The organism is Pseudomonas sp. IPO3747 (assembly GCF_013385245.1).
Lineage (GTDB): Bacteria > Pseudomonadota > Gammaproteobacteria > Pseudomonadales > Pseudomonadaceae > Aquipseudomonas > Aquipseudomonas edaphica.
On sequence record NZ_JACAQL010000025.1, the window covers coordinates 246,433 to 254,799 of the forward strand.

Annotated in this window: 8 protein-coding genes; 5 read left to right on the plus strand and 3 right to left on the minus strand. The window is 61.7% G+C overall.

Annotation, left to right across the window (positions count from 1 at the left end; translation table 11 throughout):
• Positions 1-18: 18 nt before the first annotated feature.
• The 3 genes from HX790_RS26745 to aspA all read right to left on the minus strand — a co-directional run bounded on the left by HX790_RS26745 (position 19) and on the right by aspA (position 4,332).
• A complete protein-coding gene (locus HX790_RS26745; RefSeq protein ID WP_176992486.1) occupies positions 19-996 on the minus strand; it encodes an asparaginase in 978 nt (325 codons plus the stop codon).
• A gap of 76 nt (positions 997-1,072) precedes the next feature.
• Positions 1,073-2,515: a sodium:alanine symporter family protein gene (locus HX790_RS26750; protein ID WP_138450575.1), complete on the minus strand. Its 1,443-nt coding sequence runs from the start codon at positions 2,513-2,515 to the stop codon at positions 1,073-1,075.
• 392 nt (positions 2,516-2,907) lie between these two features.
• Positions 2,908-4,332: an aspartate ammonia-lyase gene (gene aspA, locus HX790_RS26755; RefSeq protein ID WP_017135792.1), complete on the minus strand. Its 1,425-nt coding sequence runs from the start codon at positions 4,330-4,332 to the stop codon at positions 2,908-2,910.
• Positions 4,333-4,514: 182 nt separating this feature from the next.
• Here aspA and HX790_RS26760 point away from each other — a divergent pair, with 182 nt between their 5' ends.
• The 5 genes from HX790_RS26760 (at position 4,515) to HX790_RS26780 (ending at position 8,329) form a co-directional block, all read left to right on the plus strand.
• Positions 4,515-5,423 carry a LysR substrate-binding domain-containing protein gene (locus HX790_RS26760; RefSeq protein WP_043048142.1) on the plus strand — a complete coding sequence of 303 codons (909 nt, stop codon included), beginning with the start codon at positions 4,515-4,517 and terminating at the stop codon, positions 5,421-5,423.
• 350 nt (positions 5,424-5,773) lie between these two features.
• Positions 5,774-6,265, plus strand: a complete 492-nt coding sequence (purE, locus tag HX790_RS26765) for a 5-(carboxyamino)imidazole ribonucleotide mutase (RefSeq protein ID WP_003195648.1) — start codon at positions 5,774-5,776, stop codon at positions 6,263-6,265.
• A 12-nt stretch (positions 6,266-6,277) separates the two neighbouring features.
• The gene (locus HX790_RS26770; RefSeq protein WP_017135794.1) at positions 6,278-7,363 is read left to right on the plus strand and encodes a 5-(carboxyamino)imidazole ribonucleotide synthase; all 1,086 of its coding nucleotides are present in this window, start codon (positions 6,278-6,280) and stop codon (positions 7,361-7,363) included.
• Positions 7,364-7,468: 105 nt separating this feature from the next.
• Positions 7,469-7,714 (plus strand): GlsB/YeaQ/YmgE family stress response membrane protein, encoded by a 246-nt coding sequence (locus HX790_RS26775; RefSeq protein ID WP_058424295.1) that lies wholly within the window; start codon positions 7,469-7,471, stop codon positions 7,712-7,714.
• 78 nt (positions 7,715-7,792) lie between these two features.
• Positions 7,793-8,329, plus strand: coding sequence for a DUF3299 domain-containing protein (locus HX790_RS26780; RefSeq protein WP_017135795.1), 537 nt, complete (start codon positions 7,793-7,795; stop codon positions 8,327-8,329).
• Positions 8,330-8,367: the final 38 nt, after the last annotated feature.

Here is an 8,367-nt window from a genome sequence, read left to right on the forward strand (position 1 = left end):
GAGCAAGTTACATGCCGGTCAGCTCAGTTCGCCGCACAGGTCCAGTTCCACCAGGCGGCGCACTTCACTGGCCTCAAGCCCGGCGCCGAGCAGGGCATTGAGCTTGCCGAACGCCGCTTCACGGGTCATGCCGCCACCGGACAGCACGCCCACGCCGCGCAGGCGGCTGCCGGCTTCGTACACGTCCAGTTCCACGCCGCCTTCATGGCATTGAGTGATTGCCACGACGGTTACACCCAGTTCCTGCGCACGCTTGAGGCTGGCGAGAAAATCAGGGTTATCGCTCGGCCCGGTGCCGCTGCCGAAGCATTCCAGCACCAGCGCCTGGATGCCGCTGTCGATCAACGCGTTCAGTTGCGCGGCAGCGATGCCCGGCACCAGCGGCAACACGCCGACATTGGCCAAGGCTTTGGGCTGGCGGTAATGCAGGGCGGCCGGGATCATGTCGGCCTGGGCGACGCCGCCATTGCGCTGCAGGGCCGCAAACGGGTGGCGACCGAAGCTGCGGATTTTCGCGCAACGGGTCGGTGCCATCAGCGCGCCGTGGAAGTACAGCTGCACGCCCGGCGCCAGGCCTTCGCCCAAGGCTGTCAAGGCGCCGCTCACGTTTTCCCAGGCATCGCTGTCGGGCACGCCGGCCGGCAGCATGGAGCCGGTGAAGACTACCGGCGCCGGCAGGCCCAGCAGTTGAAAACTCATGGCTGCCGCGCTGTAGGCCAGGGTGTCGGTGCCGTGCAGGATCAGCACCGCATCGCAGCCTGCGTCCACGGCCTCGACCACGGCGCTGCGCAGATGCTGCCAGTAAGTGGGCGTCATGTTGGCGCTGTCGATCAGCGGCGACATCTCTTGAAAGCGCCAGGTGGGCACTGCTGCATCGGTGAGCTGTTCGCGCATGCGCGCCTCAAAACCCGACGCAGGCGCCAGGCCGTTGGCGCTGGCCTGCATGCCAATGGTGCCGCCGGTGTAGAGCACCATCACGTTGTTAGCTGGTTGCATGAAAAATCTCCTGAACGAAAAACGCCGCCGGGCCCAGAGCATGCCCAAGGCCGGGCGGCGTGTCATCTAGCGGTGATTAACGTTGCGCTTGAGCGCTCAGTTCAGCCGAGGTGACTTCTGCCTTTGCCGGGTTGGCCGGCCAGGCCTTGCGGTCCAGGTCCAGGTCAGGGAACTGGCTGGAGTCGAACACCGGCGTCTTGATGCCTGCGGCACGCTGGTTGTCGTAGTCATTGAGGATGCGCATGGCAATCTTGAACAGGAACGCCAGGGCGAACAGGTTGACGAACGCCAGCAGGGTCATGGTGATGTCGGCGAAGGCGAACACGGTGCTCAGGTTCTCGATCGAACCCCAGAAAATCAGCACCAGCACCAGCGCACGGTAGCCCATCAGCACCTTGCGGTTGTTACCCACCAGGAAGCGCAGGTTGCTCTCGCCGAGGTAGTAGTTGTACATGATCGAGGTGAACACGAACAACGCCAGGGCCACCGAGATGAACATGCGGCCCCAGTCACCGACCACCGCCGCCAGGGAGTTCTGGGTCAGGGCAATGCCGTCGCCTTCAAAACCTGGGGTGTAGAAACCGGAGAGCAGGATCAGCAACGCGGTGCAGGTACAGATCACGAAGGTGTCGAGGAACACGCTGAACGCCTGCACCACGCCTTGGGCGATCGGGTGTTCTACCGAGGCCACTGCCGCCACGTTAGGCGCACTGCCCAGACCGGCTTCGTTGGCGAACACGCCGCGCTTCACACCCATGATGATCGCGCTGCCCACCAGGCCACCGAAGGCTTGGTCGAGGCCGAAAGCGCTTTTGACGATGGTCGCGAGCATGGCCGGCACGTGGTCGAATTGCAGCACGATCACGTACAGGGTCACAGCGATGTAGACCAGGGTCTTGACCGGCACCAGCAGGTCGGCAATCGAAGCGATGCGCTTGATCCCGCCGATGAACACCAGGCCCAGCAATACCGCCAGCGCCAGGCCGGTGTAGGTGGTGTCCAGGCCAAAGGCGTTGTTCAGCGAGTGAGTCACGGCGTGGGCTTGCAGGCCGTTGAAGGCGAAACCGAAAGTCACCAGCAACAGGAACGCCATGACCATACCCAGCCAGCGCTTCTGCAAGCCGTGCTGGATGTAATACGCCGGGCCGCCACGGTAGGTGCCCTCGGCATCGGTGCGCTTGTACAACTGGCCGAGGGAGCACTCGATAAAGCTCGAGGACATGCCCACCAGCGCGGTGACCCACATCCAGAACACGGCACCCGGGCCACCCAGGGTCACGGCAATGCCGACACCGGCGATGTTACCGGCACCCACGCGGCCGGCCAGGCTGAGCATCAGCGCCTGGAAGGAACTGAGCTGGCCGGCGCTGCTCTTCAGGCTGTCTTTGAACACCGAGAACATGTGGAAAAAGTGACGCAACTGTACGAAACGCGAGCGGATCGTGAAATAACCGCCGAGCCCGACAATGAGCACGATCAGTACTTTCCCTGAGAGGAAGTCGTTGATGACTTCGAGCATGGAGTGTTCCTCGCTGATTTTTCTAATGGCAAACGCAGGACGGTCCGACGCGTCGCTCAGCACCAGGCAGTGCACGACGCTTCGCCCCAATCCTTTTGCGGGTGTTGTTATTCATGCGCTTTCGCGATGTCTGCGGGCCTCGTTACCGACGGCCGCAGACGCGAAGAGGGGCGGCACTATACCTAGGCGAGCGTGATCCGTCTGCACGGGGCGATTAAAGGTTTCAGCCAGGCGGTTGCAGGCAAGGAGGGTTTGCAGGGCGATATTGGATTTTTTATGGGCGTCATTTCACAACCTTGGGGCAAAAAAAAGGGCCTGAAGAACGAGCCTTCAGGCCCTCAAAAGGTGAGAGGTGTCTAGTCCCTCAACCTGGTGAGCGGTGCATCAAACGCTTAGGCCTTCAGCGGGACCAAACGTGGAGCAATCATGTTTTCGGGGCGCAGGATGTCGTCGAGCATGGCGTCGTCGAGCAAGCCTTCTTCGCGCACCAGTTCCAGCACGCCGCGGCCGCTTTCGAGGGCGATACGCGCAATGCGGGTGGCGTTTTCATAGCCGATGTACGGGTTCAGCGCGGTGACCAGACCGATGGAGTGTTCCACCAGTTCGCGGCAACGGGCTTCGTTGGCGGTGATGCCAACGATGCAGTGTTCGCGCAGCATGTCCATGGCGCGTTGCAGCAGGCGGATCGAGTCGAAGATCTTGAAAGCGATCAGCGGCTCCATCACGTTCAACTGCAGTTGGCCGCCTTCGGCTGCCATGGTCAGGGCCAGGTCGTTACCGATAACCTGGAACGCGACCTGGTTCACGGCTTCCGGGATCACCGGGTTAACCTTGCCGGGCATGATCGAGCTGCCTGGCTGGCGTGCCGGCAGGTTGATCTCGTTGATGCCGGTGCGTGGGCCGCTGGACAGCAGACGCAGGTCATTGCAGATCTTCGACAGCTTCACCGCAGTACGCTTGAGCATGCCGGAGAACAGCACGAAAGCGCCCATGTCGGAGGTGGCTTCGATCAGGTCGGCAGCCGGAACCAGCGGCTGGCCGCTGATCAGCGCCAGGCGTTGTACGGCCAGGGCCTGGTAACGCGGGTCGGCGTTGATGCCGGTGCCGATGGCGGTGCCGCCCAGGTTCACTTCGGTCAGCAGCTCTGGCGCCAGGGTTTTCAGGCGCGCCAGGTCTTCACCCAGGGTGGTGGCGAAGGCGCGGAATTCCTGGCCGAGGGTCATCGGCACGGCATCTTGCAATTGGGTACGGCCCATTTTCAGCACGTGGCCGAACTCGACGCCTTTGGCGGCGAACGCCTGGATCAGGCTGTCGAGGCTGGCCAGCAGCGCGTCATGGCCCAGCAGCAGACCCAGGCGGATCGCGGTTGGGTAGGCGTCGTTGGTCGACTGCGCCATGTTCACGTCGTTGTTGGGGTGCAGGTACTGGTACTCGCCCTTGTTGTGGCCCATGGCCTCCAACGCGATGTTGGCGATGACTTCGTTGGCATTCATGTTGGTCGAAGTGCCAGCGCCGCCTTGAATCATGTCCACCACGAACTCTTCGTGGAAATCGCCGCGGATCAGACGGGCACAGGCTTCGCTGATGGCAGCGTGCTTGGCTTCGCTGAGCTGGCCCAACTCGCGGTTGGCGTCAGCGGCTGCTTGCTTGACCATTGCCAGGCCGACCACCAATTTCGGGTAATGCGAAATCGGAACGCCCGAGAGGCGGAAGTTGTTCACCGCTCGCAGGGTCTGGATGCCGTAATACGCTTGAGCCGGTACTTCGAGTACGCCAAGCAGGTCTTTTTCTGTGCGGAATGATGCAGCGGAGGACATGACGGAAATCATCTCGATATGGACCCGGAACAGGCCGGAACGCTGCGAATGCTAGGCTTGTAGAAGTTTTTGGGCCAATGCTGTTAAACACTGGCCTATGCACAAACGGCATAATGTTGATGTGACCCGGTTATCATGGCGGGCGTGTGTGCCAAAATGGTGCGTGTCCGTGGGAGGAAGCGATGAACCTTGAGAGCAAATGGCTGGAAGACTTCAGCGCCCTGGCGGCAACCCGCAGCTTTTCCCAGGCAGCGGAGCGGCGCTTTGTCACCCAGCCAGCGTTCAGCCGGCGTATCCGTAGCCTTGAAGCCGCGTTGGGCCTGACGTTGGTCAACCGTTCGCGCACGCCCGTCGAGCTGACGGCGGCGGGGCAGCTGTTCCTGGTCACCGCGCGCACGGTGGTCGAACAGCTCGGTGAAGTGCTGCGCCATTTGCATCACCTGGAAGGTGGGCAGGGCGAAGTCATGCAAGTGGCGGCCGCGCACTCCCTGGCATTGGGCTTCTTCCCGCGCTGGATCGCGCAACTGCGTAACGAGGGCCTTAACATCGCGACCCGACTGGTCGCCACCAACGTTGGCGATGCAGTGCACGCCCTGCGCGAAGGCGGCTGCGACTTGATGCTGGCGTTCTACGACCCGGATGCGGCCATGCAGATGGACGCGGAAATCTTCCCGTCGCTGCACCTGGGTAACACCGAGATGCTCCCGGTGTGCGCCGCCGACGCCGACGGCAAACCGCTGTTCGACCTGGAGGGTGAGGGCAGCGTGCCGTTGCTGGCCTACAGTGCCGGCGCCTTTCTCGGGCGCTCGGTAAATTTGCTGCTGCGCCAGCGCGCCCTGCGTTTCACCACCATTTACGAAACTGCCATGGCAGACAGTCTCAAGAGCATGGCCCTTGAAGGCTTGGGTATCGCCTGGGTGCCGCAGTTGAGCGTGCGTGCCGAACTGGCACGTGGCGAACTGGTGGTGTGCGGCGGCCCGCAATGGCATGTGCCGCTGGAGATTCGTCTGTATCGCTGCGCGTTGGTGCGCAAGGCGAACGTGCGGCTGCTGTGGCGCAAATTGGAAGGCGGGGCTGCACAAAGCACCTGAGCGCAATGCAGATCAACTGTGGGAGCTGGCTTGCCTGCGATGCAGGCGCCTCGGTACATCAGCCATAAGTGAGGTGATGCTATCGCAGGCAAGCCAGCTCCCACATTGACCCTTTTTCTCAGGGGAAATTTGCGCCGGTTTCGCTGACTTAGAAGTCAATAAAACCGCCACTTTGCGCCGTAAGACAGATGGTCATTCCAGGGGCTGTTTATCTGGATTATTACGGTATACTGCGCGGCCTTCGGCCGGTCCAACCGGCCTTAATTCGTACACCAAGCCACGCCGGATTTCCCGCGTGGCTTGTTGTTTTTTGACGCGCCTGCGGGCGCCCAGAGAGAAGAGGCACGACGATGAGTGCATTGGTTGGCGTGATCATGGGCTCCAAGTCCGATTGGTCCACCCTTAGCCACACCGCCGATATGCTGGAAAAACTCGGCATTCCGTATGAAGTGAAAGTGGTCTCTGCCCACCGCACCCCGGATTTGCTGTTCCAGTATGCCGATGAAGCAGAATCCCGTGGCATCGAGGTGATCATCGCCGGTGCCGGCGGTGCGGCGCACCTGCCAGGCATGTGTGCGGCCAAGACCCACCTGCCGGTGCTCGGTGTGCCGGTGCAGTCGTCGATGCTCTCGGGCGTGGATTCGCTGTTGTCCATCGTGCAGATGCCGGCCGGTATTCCGGTGGCTACATTGGCAATCGGCAAGGCCGGCGCGATCAACGCTGCGTTGCTGTCCGCCAGCATCCTGGGCGCCAAGCACCCGCAGTTCCATGCGGTGCTGAAAAAATTCCGTGCTGAGCAGACAGACAGCGTGCTGGACAATCCAGACCCACGTATCGCCTGAAGGTATTGATTGATGAAAATCGGTGTAATCGGTGGCGGCCAACTGGGTCGCATGCTGGCCTTGGCGGGCACCCCGCTGGGGATGAACTTCGCTTTCCTGGACCCGGCGCCGGACGCCTGCGCCGCTGCCCTGGGTGAACACCTGCGCGCTGACTACAGCGACCCGGACCATCTGCGCCAACTGGCCGATGAAGTCGACCTGGTGACCTTCGAATTCGAAAGCGTCCCGGCCGAAACCGTGGCCTTCCTGTCGCAGTTCGTGCCGGTGTACCCGAGCGCCGAAGCCTTGCGCATCGCGCGTGACCGCTGGTTCGAGAAGAGCATGTTCAAGGACCTGGGTATCCCGACCCCCGCCTTCGCCGATATCCAGTCCCAGGCAGACCTGGACGCCGCCGTCGCCAGCATCGGCCTGCCAGCCGTGCTCAAGACCCGCACCCTGGGTTATGACGGCAAGGGCCAGAAAGTCCTGCGCACTGCTGCCGATGTGGTCGGCACTTTTGCCGAACTGGGCAGTGTTGCCTGCCTGCTGGAAGGCTTTGTGCCGTTCACTGGTGAAGTTTCTCTGATCGCTGTGCGCGCCCGTGACGGCGAGACCCGCTTCTACCCGTTGGTGCACAACACTCACGACAGCGGCATTCTCAAGCTGTCCGTGGCCAGCACCGACCACCCGCTGCAGGCCCTGGCCGAAGACTATTCCAGCCGCGTGCTCAAGCAGCTGGATTACGTCGGCGTGATGGCGTTCGAGTTCTTTGAAGTCGACGGCGGCCTCAAGGCCAACGAAATCGCCCCGCGCGTGCACAACTCCGGGCACTGGACCACCGAAGGTGCCGAGTGCAGCCAGTTCGAAAACCACCTGCGGGCGGTGGCGGGCTTGCCGCTGGGTTCCACAGCGAAGGTCGGCGAGAGCGCCATGCTCAACTTTATCGGCGCAGTCCCGCCGGTAGAAAAAGTCATCGCCATTGATGACTGCCACCTGCATCACTACGGCAAGGCTTTCAAGGCCGGGCGTAAAGTTGGCCACGCCAACCTGCGTTGCAAGGACCGTGCAACCCTTGAGGCGCAGATTCTCAAGGTCGAAGCGCTGATCGCCGAGCAATAACCTTGAGGGCGGCGGGAACCATTGGTTATCGCCGCCTCTCTGATTGCAGGACGCTAAAGTCTGACTAGGCTTTGGTGTAGTTCACTTCATTCAGAGGGAAATGCCATGGGTATCATTGGAACCATCTTTATCGGCTTGATCGTCGGCCTGCTGGCGCGCTTCCTCAAGCCTGGCGACGACAGCATGGGCTGGATCATGACCATCCTGCTGGGTATCGCAGGTTCCCTGGTCGCCACCTACGGTGGTCAGGCCCTGGGCATCTACCAGGCGGGTCAAGGCGCGGGCTTCCTCGGCGCGCTGATCGGCGCCATCGTGCTGTTGGTGATCTACGGCCTGCTGAAAAAGAAATGATCTAAGCGACAAAGCCCTCTGCGCTGCGCAGGCGCAGAGGGCTAGAATGCTCGGCATCTGAACTTGCCGAGCTTTTTCATGCGCCGTCTTCTATTCACACTTCTCCTGTTGGGCTCTGGCCTGGCGCACGCCGGTGAACTGCCGGAAACCGATTGGCTCGACCTGATGCCGCTTTCAGACCAGAAAGCCCTCGAGGCCATGCCCGAGATCGACCACAACTCCCCCGAAGCCCAAGGCACCTTCACCGATAAAGGTGGCTTGAAGCAGAGCAAAGGCTTGCCGGCGGTGATGTATTCGACCAAGACCGTGGCCGCCATGAACGGCAAGAACATCCGCATTGGCGGCTACCCGGTGCCGTTGGAAACCGACGCCAAGGGCCGCAGCACGCTGTTTTTCCTGGTGCCATACCCGGGCGCCTGCATCCACGTGCCGCCACCGCCACCTAACCAACTGGTGCTGGTGCGTTATCCCAAGGGGCTGAAGCTGGATGATATCTACACGCCGCTGTGGGTGACGGGCACGTTGAAGGTGGAGAAGGTCAACAATGACCTGGCGGACGCGGCGTATGCGCTGGATGCGGGGAAGGTCAGGGTAGTGAAAGAGTCCGATCTCTAGATCATGACGCAGAACCCAATGTGGGAGCAACTGTCTTA

What these genes read in the sequence shown, in the direction of transcription:
- HX790_RS26745 (WP_176992486.1), bottom strand. Translation starts at nt 996, where the DNA reads ATGCAACCAGCTAACAACGTGATGGTGCTCTACACCGGCGGCACCATT.
- HX790_RS26750 (WP_138450575.1), bottom strand. Translation starts at nt 2,515, where the DNA reads ATGCTCGAAGTCATCAACGACTTCCTCTCAGGGAAAGTACTGATCGTG.
- aspA (WP_017135792.1), bottom strand. Translation starts at nt 4,332, where the DNA reads ATGTCCTCCGCTGCATCATTCCGCACAGAAAAAGACCTGCTTGGCGTA.
- HX790_RS26760 (WP_043048142.1), top strand. Translation starts at nt 4,515, where the DNA reads ATGAACCTTGAGAGCAAATGGCTGGAAGACTTCAGCGCCCTGGCGGCA.
- purE (WP_003195648.1), top strand. Translation starts at nt 5,774, where the DNA reads ATGAGTGCATTGGTTGGCGTGATCATGGGCTCCAAGTCCGATTGGTCC.
- HX790_RS26770 (WP_017135794.1), top strand. Translation starts at nt 6,278, where the DNA reads ATGAAAATCGGTGTAATCGGTGGCGGCCAACTGGGTCGCATGCTGGCC.
- HX790_RS26775 (WP_058424295.1), top strand. Translation starts at nt 7,469, where the DNA reads ATGGGTATCATTGGAACCATCTTTATCGGCTTGATCGTCGGCCTGCTG.
- HX790_RS26780 (WP_017135795.1), top strand. Translation starts at nt 7,793, where the DNA reads ATGCGCCGTCTTCTATTCACACTTCTCCTGTTGGGCTCTGGCCTGGCG.